Annotated in this window: 11 protein-coding genes; 7 read left to right on the plus strand and 4 right to left on the minus strand. The window is 62.2% G+C overall.

Annotated features, from left to right (window positions below; genetic code table 11):
- The first annotated feature begins 319 nt into the window (after nt 1–319).
- From cobG to cobJ, 4 genes are read left to right on the plus strand one after another with little or no spacing between them, the layout of a single operon-like run.
- Nucleotides 320–1669, plus strand: a complete 1350-nt coding sequence (cobG, locus tag ACIPQ1_RS24380) for a precorrin-3B synthase (RefSeq protein ID WP_446534927.1) — start codon at nt 320–322, stop codon at nt 1667–1669.
- On the plus strand, nt 1662–2288 hold the full coding sequence (locus tag ACIPQ1_RS24385) for a precorrin-8X methylmutase (protein ID WP_186731096.1): 627 nt from the start codon (nt 1662–1664) through the stop codon (nt 2286–2288). Before cobG ends, ACIPQ1_RS24385 begins: the two co-directional genes overlap by 8 nt.
- Nucleotides 2288–3019 (plus strand): precorrin-2 C(20)-methyltransferase, encoded by a 732-nt coding sequence (locus ACIPQ1_RS24390; RefSeq protein ID WP_411387459.1) that lies wholly within the window; start codon nt 2288–2290, stop codon nt 3017–3019. The genes ACIPQ1_RS24385 and ACIPQ1_RS24390 overlap by 1 nt, the downstream gene beginning before the upstream one ends.
- Nucleotides 3019–4707: a precorrin-3B C(17)-methyltransferase gene (gene cobJ / locus ACIPQ1_RS24395; protein WP_446534928.1), complete on the plus strand. Its 1689-nt coding sequence runs from the start codon at nt 3019–3021 to the stop codon at nt 4705–4707. Before ACIPQ1_RS24390 ends, cobJ begins: the two co-directional genes overlap by 1 nt.
- Before the next feature lie 25 nt (nt 4708–4732).
- Here the strand turns inward: cobJ and ACIPQ1_RS24400 are convergent, their stop codons facing one another.
- Nucleotides 4733–5329: a MarC family protein gene (locus ACIPQ1_RS24400; RefSeq protein WP_003186248.1), complete on the minus strand. Its 597-nt coding sequence runs from the start codon at nt 5327–5329 to the stop codon at nt 4733–4735.
- Between the two features lie 244 nt (nt 5330–5573).
- Between ACIPQ1_RS24400 and ACIPQ1_RS24405 the strand changes: the two genes are divergently transcribed.
- Genes ACIPQ1_RS24405 through ACIPQ1_RS24415 form a run of 3 tightly spaced genes read left to right on the plus strand, consistent with a single transcriptional unit; the run spans nt 5574 to nt 7774 of the window.
- Entirely contained in the window at nt 5574–6350 is a 777-nt protein-coding gene (locus ACIPQ1_RS24405; RefSeq protein ID WP_446534929.1) for a hypothetical protein, read from the plus strand.
- Nucleotides 6351–6410: 60 nt separating this feature from the next.
- The gene (locus ACIPQ1_RS24410) at nt 6411–7139 is read left to right on the plus strand and encodes a hypothetical protein (protein WP_446534930.1); all 729 of its coding nucleotides are present in this window, start codon (nt 6411–6413) and stop codon (nt 7137–7139) included.
- The gene (locus ACIPQ1_RS24415) at nt 7136–7774 is read left to right on the plus strand and encodes a hypothetical protein (protein ID WP_446534931.1); all 639 of its coding nucleotides are present in this window, start codon (nt 7136–7138) and stop codon (nt 7772–7774) included. The genes ACIPQ1_RS24410 and ACIPQ1_RS24415 overlap by 4 nt, the downstream gene beginning before the upstream one ends.
- A gap of 30 nt (nt 7775–7804) precedes the next feature.
- On the opposite strand, the gene ACIPQ1_RS24420 is transcribed toward ACIPQ1_RS24415, so the two are convergent.
- The 3 genes from ACIPQ1_RS24420 to purH form a co-directional block, all read right to left on the minus strand.
- Nucleotides 7805–10579, minus strand: coding sequence for a response regulator (locus ACIPQ1_RS24420; protein ID WP_446534932.1), 2775 nt, complete (start codon nt 10577–10579; stop codon nt 7805–7807).
- 99 nt (nt 10580–10678) lie between these two features.
- Nucleotides 10679–11974 (minus strand): phosphoribosylamine--glycine ligase, encoded by a 1296-nt coding sequence (gene purD / locus ACIPQ1_RS24425; RefSeq protein WP_411386392.1) that lies wholly within the window; start codon nt 11972–11974, stop codon nt 10679–10681.
- A 148-nt stretch (nt 11975–12122) separates the two neighbouring features.
- Nucleotides 12123–13730 carry a bifunctional phosphoribosylaminoimidazolecarboxamide formyltransferase/IMP cyclohydrolase gene (purH, locus tag ACIPQ1_RS24430; protein WP_250964105.1) on the minus strand — a complete coding sequence of 536 codons (1608 nt, stop codon included), beginning with the start codon at nt 13728–13730 and terminating at the stop codon, nt 12123–12125.
- Between the last annotated feature and the right edge of the window lie 19 nt (nt 13731–13749).

Here is a 13749-nt window from a genome sequence, read left to right on the forward strand (position 1 = left end):
TTGAACGCAGAATTTGTGAACACCCCGATCCAAAACTGTGGGAGCGAGCCTGCTCGCGATGGCGGCGGTCCATCCAACATCATTTTTTCAGACAGACCGCCTTCGCGAGCAAGCTCGCTCCCACAGGGGATTTGGGGTTGAACGCAGAGTTTGTGTATACCCCGGTCAAAACGGTGGGAGCGAGCTTGCTCGCGATGGCGGCGATACAGACAACATCATTGGATCAGGCAGCCCGTGTTCTTGAGCAATCTCGCCTCAATCCGACAGGCAAGCTTTTCATGACCACCGGCAAAGCAGGCATAATGGCGCACCTTCGCCAATGTGGCGTTTCTCAGCTGCCGGTCTGCCCTTGAACGAACGTCCATCCTCCAACGTCACCCGCCCCTCCGGTTGCCCGGGGTTGCTGCGTGTCGTCCAGGCGTTGGACGGGGGGATCTGTCGGATCAAGCTCGATGGCGGTTCCATCCAGGCGGATCAGGCTGACGTCGTGGCCTCGGTGGCCGAGCGGTTCGCCGGGGGCGTGATCGAAGCGACCAACCGGGCCAACCTGCAGATCCGCGGGATCGGTCCCGGGCACGACGCGCTGATCCAGCCATTGCTGGCCGCCGGGCTTGGTCCTCGCAAACCGTCTGGCGATGACGTGCGCAACCTGATGCTCAGCCCCGCGGCTGGGATCGACCGGCAGATGCTGTTCGACACCCGCCCGTTGGCCGAGCAGATACTCATCACCCTGCAAACCCACGAACGCTTCCCCGAACTGTCGGCCAAGTTCGCCGTGCAACTGGACGGTGGAGAGGCGCTGGCAATGCTCGAACATCACCACGACCTGTGGTTGTCGGCCTTGGTCCGTGATGGCGAGCCCTGGCTGGCCTTCGGCTTGGCCGGCTCCCCATTGGATAAACCGGCGGGCAGGGTGCCCCTGGCCCAGGGGCATGCCTTGGTGGTGGCGGTGCTGGAGCTGTTCCTCGACCTGGCTCGCCCGGACCAGAACCGCATGCGTCACTTGTTGGCTGAAATCCCCAGCGATGAATTCATGACCCGATTGGCCTGCCGCTTGCCGCTGCAAGCTTGCCTGGATTGGCAGCGGGACGAGCCCGTCGACGAACGGCACATTGGCGTTCATTCCCAGCACGACGACCGTGTCTACGTCGGCGCGGCGGCGCCCCTGGGGCGGCTCGATGCGTTCATGCTGCGGGGGGCGGCGCAACTGGCGCGGGAAAAGGGCGACGGCAGCCTTCGTTTCACGCCCTGGCAAAGCCTGTTGCTGCCCAACGTGTGTATCGAGGATGCCGAAGAAGTGCTGGCGCGGCTCCAAACGCTGGGCCTGTTGGTGTCGGTCGACCAACCCCTGGCGCAGCTCATCGCCTGCACCGGCTCCAGTGGCTGCGGCAAAGCCCTGGCCGACACCAAGGCCGATGCTCGTCAATTGGCCGAGCTGCTGCAACACCAGGGCCAAACCCTGAAAGTCCATCTGTCGGGCTGCCCACGTTCCTGCGCGGCAGCCCATATCGCGCCCGCCACCTTGCTGGCGGTCGCCCCCGGTCGTTACGACCTGTATTTTCGTGATGCCGCGCTGCCAGGTTTCGGCGCGTTGCAAGCCCACAATATGACTATTGAAGCGCTCGGCCAATGGCTCGACGCTCATCCCCGGAGCCCCCTTGATGCTTGATTACATCCGCGACGGTCAGGAGATCTATCGCAACTCCTTCGCGATCATCCGCGCCGAAGCCAACCTCGCGCGCATTCCGGCCGATCTGGAGAAACTCGCGGTGCGGGTGATCCACGCCTGCGGCATGGTCGAGGCCATTGATGGCTTGCAGTTTTCCGAGGGCGCGGGCACGGCCGGGCGTCAGGCGCTGGCCGCCGGTGCGCCGATCCTGTGCGATGCGCGGATGGTCTCCGAAGGCGTGACCCGGGCTCGCCTGCCGGCCAACAATCCGGTGATCTGCACCTTGCGCGACGAGAGCGTGCCGGCCTTGGCCCTGGAACTGGGCAACACCCGTTCGGCGGCGGCGCTGGAGTTGTGGCGTCCGCATCTGGAGGGCAGTGTCGTGGTCATTGGCAACGCGCCGACCGCGTTGTTCTATCTGTTGGAAATGCTCGACGCCGGCGCGCCGAAACCGGCTTTGATCCTCGGTTTTCCGGTGGGCTTCGTTGGCGCCGCCGAGTCCAAGGCGATGCTCGCGGCCAACAGCCGTGGCGTGCCCTTCGTGATCATGCAAGGCCGCCTGGGTGGCAGCGCCATGGCCGCCGCCGCCGTCAACGCCCTCGCTACGGAGGTTGAATGATGCAGCAGCCTGGACGTCTGATCGGCCTGGGCGTGGGCCCCGGTGACCCGGAACTGATTACGGTCAAGGCCCTGCGCCTGCTGCGCGAATCGCCCGTGGTGGCGTACTTCGTCGCCAAGGGCAAGAAAGGCAACGCCTTCGGCATCATCGAGGCGCATTTGCAGGACGCGCAGACATTGCTGCCGCTGGTCTACCCGGTCACCACCGAGGTGCTGCCGGCGCCGCTGTCCTATGAACAGGTGATCGCCGATTTCTACGACACCGCCGCCGAGCAGTTGGCCGTGCATCTGGACGCCGGTCGCGACGTGGCGGTGATCTGTGAGGGCGACCCGTTCTTCTACGGCTCCTACATGTACCTGCACGATCGCCTGGCCGAGCGTTATGAGGCCCAAGTCATCCCCGGCGTGTGCTCGATGCTCGGCGGAGCCTCGGTGCTCGGTGCGCCGCTGGTCTATCGCAACCAGAGCCTGTCGGTGCTCTCGGGCGTCCTGCCTCACGACGATCTCAAGCGTCGCCTCGCCGACGCGGACGCGGCGGTGATCATGAAGCTGGGACGTAATTTCCCCAAGGTTCGCCAAGTGCTCCAGGAACTGGGCATGGACGGGCGGGCGCTGTACGTCGAGCGCGCGACCATGGCCAACCAGAAAATCGTGCCGTTGGATGACGTCGAGCCGATGTCTTCGCCGTACTTCTCGCTGATCATCGTGCCGGGCGAACGGTGGCAGGGTTGATGGCCGCCAAGACGCCGGCCATCGTCATCCTCGGCCCCGGCAGCCTGGCGACGGCCCGACGGATCCAGCAGCGCTACCCCGACGCCCTGATCCACGGCCTGGCCGGGCGTGTCGAGGGCGATCGGCAGTACCTGGAATTTGGCGCGACGTTGCGCGAACTCTACCAGCAGGACACGCCGATCATCGCCCTGTGTGCCGCGGGCATTGTCATCCGTACCCTGGCGCCGCTGTTGCTGGAAAAAGGCGCCGAGCCGCCAGTGCTGGCGGTGGCCGAAGATGGCAGCGCCGTGGTGCCGCTGTTGGGCGGCCTGGGCGGGGTGAATGACATGGCCCGGGACATCGCGGCAACCCTGCGAGTCGCGCCGGCCATTACCACCAGCGGCGAATTGCGTTTCGGCACTTGCCTGCTCAATCCGCCAAGCGGCTACAGCCTCGGCGACCTGGAGCAGGGCAAGCGCTTCGTCTCCGACTTGCTGGCCGGCGAGCCGGTGCGTATCGACGGCGCGGCGCCGTGGCTGGATCAGGCGCAGTTGCCTGGGGATGAGCAGGCACGGCTGGCGATCCGTATCGACAGTGCCGCGGGCACACCGGGGGCGAATGAACTACGGATCTATCCGCGCAATGTGCTGGTGGTATTGAATGCAGGGGCGACGCCGGACATCGGCGCGATACTGGAACAGGCTGGCCTCGCGGTGCAGTCGCTGGCGTGTCTGCTGGCGGCGGACAGTGACATGGCCCGTGCCGAGCTGCACGAAATGGCTTCGGCGTTGGAGGTGCCGCTGCGTTTTGCGGCGCCTAATGACTACCTGGAGCAGTGGTTGAGCGATGCCCTCGGCCAACCGGCATCGCTACAGGTCATGGACAGCCATGCCATTGTCGTGACTGAACACCCCTTCGATCCGCAGTTGATCGGTTGTCCACGTGGGCGCCTGGCGGTGATTGGCCTGGGCCCAGGCGCTGCCGAGTTGATGGTGCCGGCGGTGCGCGCCGAACTCGACCGTGCCACCGATGTGCTCGGTTATGAAACCTACGTGCGCATGGCCGGGCCCTTTCGGGCCGATCAGGTGCAACACTGCACTGACAACCGCGAAGAGATGCAGCGGGCCCGACATGCCTTCGAACTCGCGGCCCAGGGACGCTCCGTAGTGGTGGTATCGTCCGGTGATCCGGGCGTGTTCGCCATGGCTGCCGCTGTGTTGGAAGCGTTGCATGAGTCCTCGGATGCCCATTGGCACAACGTCGACTTGCAGATCTTGCCGGGTGTCTCGGCCTCCCTGGCCACCGCCGCCCAGGCCGGTGCGCCGTTGGGTCATGATTTTTGCGTGATGTCGCTGTCGGACAACCTCAAGCCCTGGTCGATCATTGAAAAACGCCTGGGTCTTGCGGCTGAAGCCGACCTGGCCCTGGCCTTCTACAACCCGATCTCCCGCTCCCGGCCATGGCAGTTGGGGCGGGCGCTGGAGATCGTCGGGCAACATCGCACGGCGCAAACACCCGTGGTGCTGGGGCGCGATATCGGCCGCCCGGGCCAGACCTTGCGTGTCACGACCCTGGGGCAGTTGACCCCGGATCAAGTGGACATGCGCACCATGGTGCTGATCGGTTCCTCGACTACGTGCGTATTCCCGCGCGCCCAGGGTGGCGACTGGGTGTACACACCGCGTTGGTATGGCAACAAACCTCTTTGATCGAACCCGGTGCTCGCGGGCCATGCTATGGCACCAGATAGCCTTTGACCCCGGTAAAGATAATCTGCGCGGCCAGCGCACAGACAAACAGCCCCATCAGGCGGCTGACGATCTGCAAGCCCTGGTCACCGAGGATCCGTTCGATGCGGCTGGACAGGTAGAGCACAACGCCGACGGTGAAGCTCGCCAGGGCGATGCTGATGATGGCCATGAGTTTGTCGTCCCAATGTGGCTGGCTCACGCCCATCACCAGCAGGGCGCCGATGGTGCCGGGGCCGACGGTCAACGGAATGGTCAGCGGGACGATGGTCACGTCCTGCTGCACATTGTCGGTCTGCACCGCCGACTTGCCCTGGGCCATGCCCAGTGCCGAAATGAACAACACACTGCCGGCGCCGATCCGGAATGCGTCCACGGTGATGCCGAACACGCTGAAAATCACCCGCCCAAACAAATACAGCAGCACGCTGGAGACCAGCGTCGCGGTCGCGACCTTCCAGGCCAGGCGGCGTTGTTCCTTGCGCGAATAGCCGCGAGTCAGCCCGATAAAACATGACAGCACGAAGAAGGGGCTGTAGAGCACCAGCATCTTCAGATAAACGCTGAATAGTACATGGAGCATGGTTCAGACTCATTGCGAAAGACATTGCCGGAGTCTATCAGTCTCTGAAACGACTGTCGGCATTTGATTGAGTACGGTGGAAGCGTATTCCTTATTTGTCGGGCTGTTTTTACTTGTCCAAAGGGTGTTGGTTGGCTGGTTTATTCTAAAGTTACAAGTCAGGTGTTGTTGTATTCGGTTGGCTTGATTAGTGTGAGGCTGCAAGTCACGGAATGGCTTGTCTAATTAATTTAAGGAGTAAGTTATGAGTGTTGAAGTATTTGATAGTGCGGTGGCGGCCTGTGTGGCACGCCTGGAAAGTTACGAAGTCCATCCTGATATTCGCCCCCGCTCGTTCTATTCCGGCGATGTTGAGCCCCCGGCCAAGGGCTCGGTCGTTGGTGAAGGTATCCTGGCTTTTGCCGGTGGCCTTGCGCCCCAGCACCAGGAAGATGCGCAGCATGCTTTTCTCTTCGCCTCTCTGGTCGCCAATAGGCAATTTCCGCTCGAGTCCCAGGGACGGGAGTGGTACTACAAGTTCGTCGAAGTCATGACGAATGCAGGTTGGGTCCCGACGCAGCGTTTCTATGATGACCTGAACATTTCCGGTAACACCGTGCGAATGGATAAGCTGGTGTTGGATATCCTGGCCTCCGTGGTGACGGGGGTTGCCCTCGGAGGCGCGACATCGGCGTTGCTGTTGAAAGTCGCTGAAAGTGCAATCACTGCATTGCAGAGGAAAGAAAAGGCGCTGACGCTTTATGAGCGAAACCTGTTGGAACATGGGGTCGGCGGAATGGCGGCCGGCACCTGTGTCGAGATCGAAGGTGAAGTCAGCATGTTACTGGGTACCGTACGCTTTACTCGGCGCAACAGTTCGACTCAGGTCTTGTTTGCCGATTGGAGTAGTCGTGACGTCAAGTTATATAAAGGTGAGTCGGTATTCAGGAAAGTTCCCGGTATTGTGGAGCAAACCAGAGGCATTATTATCAGTCGGCTGGGTAGCCATGCGGTGAGCAAAATCGAAGAGTACGAAATTTAAGCTTTATTTAAATAAGGCAGCCGGGCGACGGCTGTCTTATTTTCAGGGAAAATAAAAAAAATGGACAAGGAATATTCGGTTTTTGTTAGCGCGGCGGCGGTTGTTTTAGTTCCCTCTTCTGCGGGGCAAACGGGAGCTGACGACCTAATGAATTCGCTCTTGCTCGCGCAATTGGTTGCTAACAAGAGTCTGCAGCGCTTGCCGATCGCTGATTGGTACGGCGCTTACATGGATGTCTTGAACGTCGCCTGGGTCTCGGGTACCAAACGGCGAAAAGACCTGTGGCCAAAAAAGGAAGACTCCAACTCGCCACTCAAGTGGGTTGCAGCCTTTCCCCTGGACGATCGGCCGGATCAACAACAGCAAATCATGGCGGTATTGGCGCGTGTCGCAGCGTTATCTGGCACGCTGCCAGCGATGGGAATCCTGCGCAAGCACGCGCAAAAACAAAGTGAAGCTGACCCGACGCTGTCTCCACCATCGCCCAACCCCGTGCGCTTGCTGGTGATTGTGGCGCAAAGTGCTGTTTCGATAACCGGTATCTGCCTGCAATTCAACACAGGAAAAGTGATCGATGCCAACCCTTGGGGACAATGCTTTGATGCCGAGGACATCGACGGTGCTGTATCGGTGCGTTATTTCCGGATGCAACTGAGCGAAACACTGTTTGCGCCGGCTCGTGAGGTTATCGCCCGTAAGGTTGGGGCGGTCGTGGCTGACAATGTCGTGGATATCTCCGAGGTGATCCACGATGCGGTGGCGCCTCCTGTCGAGGAGGTCGGCCGATGACGGGGTTCGCTCCATCCGCAGGGGTTGTCGGCGGCAGTATTGTTTCGTTCGCGGCAGGTCTGCCCGCTTCCCAGAGAGAAGACGTGTATTTGAGTACCTTCTTCGCGCAACGCGCCACCAGGGCTGCCTACGATGCTGGGTTATCCGGGAATTGGTTCGACTACTACTGCAACCAACTCAAATACCTGGGGTGGGACGTACCCCGTCCGCAGGCGTTACCGGCCATTGAGGGCCAGCCGATGGGGGCGGGGGCGGCGCAACAGATCGAGGCCCGTTTTGGCGAAGCATTTCATGCGCCGGCCAGTGGTGCGTTAATGGCGCTCAGGCACAATCCGGAAGCGCTTGGGCTGTTCGAATCAACCACCTTGTCGCGCGATACGGGTATTTTCCAGATGATTCCTTGTGTGCCCAAAGGCGCCCATCGAATTGAAGTGGGCGTCTATCACTGCCAGTTCCAGCTGCGCCGACAGGTGTCTCGGTTCTTGTTCGTCGAGCGAGGCGACTGGGTGCGCAACAGCGTGGAGCAAATGACCCTCATCACTTTCAATACGCTGTACTACGCCACCTTCAGAGACAAGGTAAAACGCTCGGTGATGTCTCAAGCGTCCACCTACCTCAGCGCCCTGGAGCTTTGAAGAAGGCTTTCTTGCAGGCTTGGGTCGGGGTCAATAAGTCGATGCGGTCGGTTTTTGCTGATCGCGCTGGGCCACCCAGTGTTCGATCAGCTCGCGCAGTTGGGACAGCTCCACTGGCTTGGCCATGTGCCCGTCCATCCCGGCCTGGCGGGCGCGCTCCTTGTGCTCGGCCAGGATGTGCGCGGTAAGCGCTACCACTGGTGTGCGGGTGCGCTGGTTACCCATTTCCCAGGCACGCAGTTGCTGGGTAGCGGAAAAACCGTCGAGGATCGGCATTTCGCAGTCCATCAGGACCAGGTCGTAGCGCTGCTCCTTCATGGCCTTGAGGGCTTCCTCACCGTTGCTGGCGGTGTCGGGTTGCAGGTTGAGCTTGCCGAGCATGCCGCGGATGACCTTGGTGGAGATGCTGTTGTCCTCGGCCACCAGGATGCGGAAGTCGCTCGGCACTTTCACCGGGATGGGCGGGCCTGCATTCACTTGCATGTTCGTCGCCTGACCCCGGTTGCGCTGGTTCAGCTCGTCCGCCAGGGTGGTCTTGAGGGTATAGCCGGCCACCGGCTTGGCGAGGATGCGCTTGACCCCGCTGTTGCGCGCCACGATCTTGCTCGGCGCGTTGCTGATGCCGGTGAGCATGATCAACAGGATGTCGTGGTTCAGGCTCGGATCTTCCTTGATCTTGGCCGCCAGTTGCATGCCGGTCATGCCCGGCATGTTCTGGTCCAGCAGCACCACGTCAAAATAATCCCGCAGGTGCGCCTTGGTGCGCAGCAGTGCCAGGGCTTCCTTGCCCGAGGGCACCGCGCTGACGTTCAGGCCCCAGGCGCTGCATTGCTGCACCAGTACTTTGCGGCAGGTGTCGTTGTCGTCGACGATCAACACCCGCGCCCCTTGCAGCGGGCCATCGAGATCGGAAGTCGGGTGTTCGAGGCGATCCGGGTCCAGCGGCAAGGTCAGCCACAGGGTACTGCCCTGGTTGCTGCCGCTTTTGATGCCGAATTCCCCGTGCATCAGGATGATTAGCTGGCGGGCGATGACCAGGCCCAGGTTGCCGCCCAGGCGTGTGGCCGAGAGGAAGTTCTTGCTGTGCAGCTCGGCGTGCATCAGCGTGTCGCGCTCCTCTGCGTCCATCGGCGTCCCGCTGTCCTGCACGGCGATGCGCAGGCGGGGCTGATGGCTGCGCTCGTCGAGGGCGACGACGATCAGCACTTCGCCTTCGTCGGTCTTCTTCAGGGCATTTTCCAGCAGGCTCAGCAACGCCTGGCGCAGCCGCGTAGGGTCGCCGCTGATCACGCGTGGTACCTGGGGCTGGATGAAACTGATCAGCTCGACGTTCTGCTGTTCAGCCTTGGCGCGGAAGATGCTCAGGCAATCCTCGATCAGGGCATTGAGGTCGAACTGCACATCGTCCAGTTCGATCTGCCCGGATTCGAGCCGGGAAATGTCGAGGATCTCGTTGATCAGGGTCAGCAGTTCATTGCCGGCGCTATGGATCGTCTGCACGTAGTCGCGCTGCTTGACCGACAGCGGCGTGCCCAGCAGCAACTCGGTCATGCCCAGAACGCCGTTCATCGGGGTGCGGATCTCGTGGCTGATCTTCGCCAGGAATTCGGCCTTGGCATTGATTTCGGCATTGCTCGCCGCCAGGTCGCGGCTGAGGCTGAAACGGCTTTCGTTGATCGAGCGCTGGCGTTCGCCCAGGGCGACACTCATCAACAGGCCACTGATGCAGATGAAGACCAGCAGGGTGATGATCAAGCCCTGGGGAGGGACTTCCGTAAGCCCTTGCAGTGCCGGAAGGATGATCAGCGTGCCCAGGTTGAAGACCACCATGGCCGCGACGAACAGCCGGGCCGGACGGTAGCCCTTTTGCCAGTGCCAGGCGCTGACGAACAGCATGCTCAGGCCGGCCAGGGCCACCAGGGCATAGGTCATGATATTGAGTGGCAGCGTGTTGACGAACAACAGCAGCAGGCTGCACAGCATGACGAACACGATGTCCCCCAGCAGCAGCCGGTTCAACGGGTGCGGCCCCAAGGGCGCGAAGAAGCGGTAGGCGAACATCAGGCCGCAGGGCGCCGTCAGCAGTAGCGCCAGGTAGGCCCCGGGCGTCTGCACCGCCGGCCAGTCGGGCAGCCAGGGGCCGGCCAGGTTCAGCAACAGCACCAGGCTGAGCATCAGCAGCCCTTCACAGGCGGCCAGCCACAGGCAACTGCGTGAGCGGGTGTAGGCGTAGCGGGTAAGGTTGTGCAGGATCAGCATGGCGATGCAGCCGAACAGCAACCCATAAATCAGCGTCTGGTTCTGATCGGCCGCCGCTGTGACGGCCGATTGCAACGTGACGTAGGGGCGCAGTTCGTGGCGCGAGGCCAGTCGCAGGTAGACGTCCAGCGATTTATCGCTGCGCGGCAGAGGCAGCATGAAGTCGCTGCTGGGCACCGCCGGTTCGGTATGCGGCGTGGCATTGCCACTGACCTGTTGCTCGACCAGGGCGTCGCCGTCCAGCACGTAGAGGTTCAGGCGTGACAGGTCGGGTGCGAAGATGCGCAGGATCTGTTCGTGCCTGTCCGGGGCCAGGCGGAAACGCAGCCACAATGCACCACCGGGCTCGGCGGCCTTGAGGCGGTCCAGATCGATGGGGCTGAATTGATTGGTGTAGCGGGCAGAGCGTATATCGCTCAGCGTCAGGTCGCCCTGTTCGTCAAGCAATACCGCCCAGCCACTGCCTGGCGCGGCCTGGGCCGGGAGCATGCACAGCAGCGTCAGCAGGGTGACGGTAAAGCCTATGGCAATCCTGAGCCAGCGCACGGCGAAATCCCTTCGTAGGTTGATGCCAGATTATAACTATGCGCGGCGCCGGAACAGTCAGGCAAGGGCCGCAGACCCTTGCCTGGCTGAATGGCTGGGTTATTCCAGATTTTCGCCACGCTCACGGGCAATGGCACGGTAGCCAATGTCCTTGCGGTAGAAACAACCTTCCCAGTCAATCTCGGCGGCAAGCTTGTAGGCCTGCTGCTGAGCTGCGTCGACACTAGCGCCCAAGGCGGTGGCGCAAAGCACACGACCGCCGGCCGTGATCACTTGCCCATCCTTCAATGCCGTGCCTGCATGGAACACCTTGCCTTCCAGCCGGGCCGCAGCGTCCAGGCCCTGGATCGCGCTACCCTTGGCGTAGTCGCCCGGGTAACCGCCAGCGGCCAATACGACGCCGACGCTTGGGCGCGGATCCCATTGGGCTTCGACCTTGTCCAGGGCCTGGGCCAGTGCGGCCTCGACCAGCAGGACCAGGCTCGATTGCAGGCGCAGCATCACCGGCTGGGTCTCAGGATCGCCGAAACGGCAGTTGAATTCGATGACTTTTGGGTTACCAGCCTTGTCGATCATCAGGCCAGCGTAGAGGAAACCGGTGTAGACGTTGCCTTCGTCGGCCATGCCACGCACGGTTGGCCAGATTACCTGGTCCATGACGCGCTGGTGCACTTGGGCGGTCACCACCGGGGCCGGGGAGTAGGCGCCCATGCCGCCAGTGTTCGGGCCGCTGTCGCCATCGCCGACACGCTTGTGGTCTTGGCTGGTGGCCATCGGCAGGACGTTCTTGCCATCGACCATGACGATGAAGCTGGCTTCCTCGCCGTCGAGGAACTCTTCGATGACCACGCGGGAGCCGGCGTCACCGAAGGCATTGCCGGCGAGCATGTCGCGCACGGCGTCCTCGGCCTCGGCCAGGGTCATGGCAACGATCACGCCCTTGCCGGCGGCCAGGCCGTCGGCCTTGATCACGATCGGCGCGCCTTTCTCGCGCAGGTACGCCAGGGCCGGTTCGATTTCAGTGAAGTTCTGGTAGTCGGCGGTCGGGATCTTGTGGCGCGCCAGGAAATCCTTGGTGAACGCTTTCGAGCCTTCCAGCTGCGCGGCACCGGCGGTCGGGCCGAAGCAGTCCAGGCCACGGGAGCGGAACAGATCGACCACGCCGGCGACCAGTGGCACTTCCGGACCGACGATGGTCAGCGAGACGTTCTTCTCGGCGAAATCGGCCAGTTGTTCCAAGGCCAGCACGTCGATGGCGACGTTTTCGCACTTGGCTTCGATGGCGGTGCCGGCGTTGCCTGGCGCCACGAAGACCTTCTGTACACGGGGATCCTGGGCCACTTTCCAGGCCAGGGCGTGTTCGCGGCCACCGCTGCCAATGATCAAAACATTCATTTCAAAAACCTCAAATTCTGTAAGGCGCTGCTGGAGCGCTTTATGTGGGAGCGAGCCTGCTCGCGAAAGCGGTGTGTCAGCCAACATCAACGTCGCTGGCAGATTGCATTCGCGAGCAGGCTCGCTCCCACATTTCGATCGGGTTGTATCAGTGACGGAAGTGGCGCATGCCCGTAAAGACCATCGCGATGCCAGCCTCGTCGGCGGCCGCAATCACTTCATTGTCACGCATCGAACCACCCGGCTGGATCACCGCAGTAATACCGACCTTGGCCGCGTTGTCGATGCCGTCGCGGAACGGGAAGAACGCATCGGAGGCCATGACCGCGCCCTGTACTTGCAAGCCGGCGTGCTCAGCCTTGATGGCGGCGATGCGGGCCGAGTTCACGCGGCTCATCTGGCCGGCGCCGACGCCGATGGTCTGGCGGTTCTTGGCGTAGACGATGGCGTTGGACTTGACGTATTTGGCGACTTTCCAGGCGAAGATCAGGTCGTTGATTTCCTGTTCGCTCGGGGCGCGCTGGGTCACGACCTTGAGGTCTTCGCTGCCGATCATGCCGATGTCGCGGCTCTGGACCAGCAGGCCGCCGTTGACGCGCTTGTAGTCCCAGGCCGGCGCACGGTCGGCCGACCATTGGCCGCAGGCCAGCAGGCGCACGTTGGCCTTGGCGGCGACAATGGCGCGAGCTTCTTCGCTGACAGAAGGGGCGATGATCACTTCGACGAACTGGCGCTCGACGATGGCCTTGGCAGTCTCGGCGTCCAGTTCACGGTTGAAGGCGATGATGCCGCCGAAGGCCGACTCGGTGTCGGTGGCGTAGGCCAGTTCGTAGGCCTGGCGGATACCGCCCTCGGCGTCCGGGCTCACGGCCACGCCGCACGGGTTGGCATGCTTGACGATCACGCAGGCGGGCTTGACGAAGCTCTTCACGCATTCCAGCGCGGCGTCGGTGTCGGCCACGTTGTTGAACGACAGTTCCTTGCCTTGCAGCTGGGTGGCGGTGGCAATGCCGACTTCGGCGGGCTTGGCTTCCACGTAGAACGCCGCGCTCTGGTGCGGGTTCTCGCCGTAGCGCATTTCCTGGGCCTTGACGAACTGGGTGTTGAAGGTGCGCGGGAATTCGCTGCGGCCTTCCGTGCCCAGGGTTTCGGCAGCCTGGTTCACGGTGCCCATGTAGTTGGCGATCATGCCGTCGTAGGCGGCGGTGTGTTCGAAGGCCTTGAGCATCAGGTCGAAACGCTGGGCGTAGGTCAGGCCACCGGCCTTGAGGTTTTCCAGCACGCTGGCATAGTCGCTGGCGTTGACTACGATGGCGACGTCCTTATGGTTCTTGGCCGCCGAGCGGACCATGGTCGGGCCGCCGATATCGATATTCTCGATGGCGGTCGGCAGGTCGCAGCCAGGCTTGTTGATGGTGGCTTCGAACGGGTAGAGGTTGACGGCTACCAGGTCGATTGGCTTGATGCCGTGTTCGTTCATGATGGCGTCGTCGATGCCGCGACGGCCGAGGATCCCGCCGTGGATTTTGGGGTGCAGGGTCTTGACCCGACCGTCCATCATTTCTGCAAAACCGGTGTAGTCCGCGACTTCCACTGCGGCGACGCCGTTGTCCTGCAGCAGCTTGAAGGTTCCGCCGGTGGAGAGAATCTCGACGCCCAGCTGTTGCAGCTCGCGGGCGAATTCGAGGATCCCGGTCTTGTCGGAAACGCTGATCAAGGCGCGGCGGATCGGCAGGCGGGTGGTCTGGTCGGTCATTTCAATTTCCATCAAAAGC

Source organism: Pseudomonas sp. LARHCG127 (assembly GCF_052871455.1).

What these genes read in the sequence shown, in the direction of transcription:
- ACIPQ1_RS24415 (WP_446534931.1), top strand. Translation starts at nt 7,136, where the DNA reads ATGACGGGGTTCGCTCCATCCGCAGGGGTTGTCGGCGGCAGTATTGTT.
- cobG (WP_446534927.1), top strand. Translation starts at nt 320, where the DNA reads ATGTGGCGTTTCTCAGCTGCCGGTCTGCCCTTGAACGAACGTCCATCC.
- ACIPQ1_RS24385 (WP_186731096.1), top strand. Translation starts at nt 1,662, where the DNA reads ATGCTTGATTACATCCGCGACGGTCAGGAGATCTATCGCAACTCCTTC.
- ACIPQ1_RS24410 (WP_446534930.1), top strand. Translation starts at nt 6,411, where the DNA reads ATGGACAAGGAATATTCGGTTTTTGTTAGCGCGGCGGCGGTTGTTTTA.
- purD (WP_411386392.1), bottom strand. Translation starts at nt 11,974, where the DNA reads ATGAATGTTTTGATCATTGGCAGCGGTGGCCGCGAACACGCCCTGGCC.
- ACIPQ1_RS24390 (WP_411387459.1), top strand. Translation starts at nt 2,288, where the DNA reads ATGCAGCAGCCTGGACGTCTGATCGGCCTGGGCGTGGGCCCCGGTGAC.
- ACIPQ1_RS24400 (WP_003186248.1), bottom strand. Translation starts at nt 5,329, where the DNA reads ATGCTCCATGTACTATTCAGCGTTTATCTGAAGATGCTGGTGCTCTAC.
- ACIPQ1_RS24405 (WP_446534929.1), top strand. Translation starts at nt 5,574, where the DNA reads ATGAGTGTTGAAGTATTTGATAGTGCGGTGGCGGCCTGTGTGGCACGC.
- purH (WP_250964105.1), bottom strand. Translation starts at nt 13,730, where the DNA reads ATGACCGACCAGACCACCCGCCTGCCGATCCGCCGCGCCTTGATCAGC.
- cobJ (WP_446534928.1), top strand. Translation starts at nt 3,019, where the DNA reads ATGGCCGCCAAGACGCCGGCCATCGTCATCCTCGGCCCCGGCAGCCTG.